This window comes from Xanthomonas albilineans (genome assembly GCF_002939705.1).
Taxonomy (GTDB): Bacteria; Pseudomonadota; Gammaproteobacteria; order Xanthomonadales; family Xanthomonadaceae; genus Xanthomonas_A; species Xanthomonas_A albilineans.
In genome coordinates, this window is record NZ_MDCB01000070.1 from 1 (window position 1) to 1,327 (window position 1,327).

Below are 1,327 nucleotides of genomic sequence, written 5' to 3' on the forward strand. Positions count from 1 at the left end.
AGTGCGACAACGACGTGTTGCCCATCTGCCCGGTGATAGTGGATTTCGTTAGGAAGGTGTTCGCCATAGAGGTAGGACAGTTTGTGGCGCAGGGATGTGATCAGGTTCATGCGTGTCGCTCCGAATCGAAGGGATGGGAAAGGGACGGCGTGTCAGGGTCCAGGGGGTGTGCGGTACCGAACGCACATCGCAGCGATGGCGATGTCAGATCGCCCATCGCCGTCCTGCTCACGGATAGGCCCGAGCGAAGGTCGAGTAGCGCGAGACGCGTTGCTCGAAGGCTTCGACGTCGCAGATCAGGTAAGTGACGCGCGCTCCGAGCTTGCAGAAGACCGGGCCGAGTTGTTCCTGGCGCCAGCGGCGCAAGGTCTTGACGGATAGTCCCCAGCGCGCGGCCAGTTCGCTCTCGTCAAGGGCGATGCGGGTGGTGCTACCGGGATCTTTGTTTTCACAAAGTTGACCGATTTGTGTGGCGGGAAGTCGGGTTGTCATGTCGATACGCCTCTTTGGTGAAATGGGCGCAGCGAAGTTTCCACACGAATTTATGGTCCGTGTATGGCGCGATTTATGGGCGCATTTATGGTTTTTGCGCCGCAGCCGGTATTTGCTGCGCTTGACCAGCCAGGGCACGCCCTCACGCTCGGCCTTGCCATCGAAGGCATCACCGAGGGACCGGTGGATGGTTCAGGTATGAAGCGATTTATGGTCGCGTTTATGGTTTGCGCCGCAGGCGGTATTTGCCGCGCTTGACCAGCCATAGCACGTCCTCGCGCTCGGCTTTGCCACCGAAAGCGTCATCGAAGGACTGGTAGCCGGTGTTGACGATGCGGTTGACCTGCGCCCACGACATCTCGGGAGTGGCCTGACCGTCGGTCCCCCACATGTGTTTGATGATCTTGGCGCGCTCGCGGGACAATTCACGCCAAGTCACGAAGTGGGGAAGCTTCAAGCGTTGGCCGTGTAAGAACTGCTCCGGTTCTGCTCCCTCAGTGGGCGTGGCATGGCCGCGCAAGACGCGGTCGAAGGCGCTCGCATCGAAGACGTCCCTTCCGTCGTCCACGCGAACGAATTCGTGGAGAGATCGCATGGCGTGGTCACGTGGTAGCGCGGTGGTTAGCGAGGGCGGCGGCGCCAATAGGATGCCACTGCGTGGCCAGATGGCATCGGCCAGCGCCGTTGCCATCTCGATTTTCGGGGCGCGCTGGAATGCTCGCGCCACGAACACCGGCACGAACTCGTCGGTGCCGATGATCCGTGCATCGCCCAGATGCCACAGGTGATCGGGCACGCCGACACGGCGGGCGGAGCGCCGAGGTTCCTCGATTCC

At 61.3% G+C, this 1,327-nt stretch carries 2 protein-coding genes; both read right to left on the reverse strand.

Annotated features, from left to right (window positions below; all coding sequences use genetic code 11):
- Window positions 1-228: 228 nt before the first annotated feature.
- Window positions 229-492, reverse strand: coding sequence for a helix-turn-helix transcriptional regulator (locus XalbCFBP2523_RS15750; protein ID WP_045761946.1), 264 nt, complete (start codon window positions 490-492; stop codon window positions 229-231).
- Window positions 493-712: 220 nt separating this feature from the next.
- A partial coding sequence (locus XalbCFBP2523_RS15755) for a hypothetical protein (protein WP_211286578.1) occupies window positions 713-1,327 on the reverse strand: 615 nt, incomplete at its 5' end.

Bases quoted from the DNA above. Each gene is read 5' to 3' on its own strand.
- XalbCFBP2523_RS15750 (WP_045761946.1), bottom strand. From the start codon at position 492: ATGACAACCCGACTTCCCGCCACACAAATCGGTCAACTTTGTGAAAAC.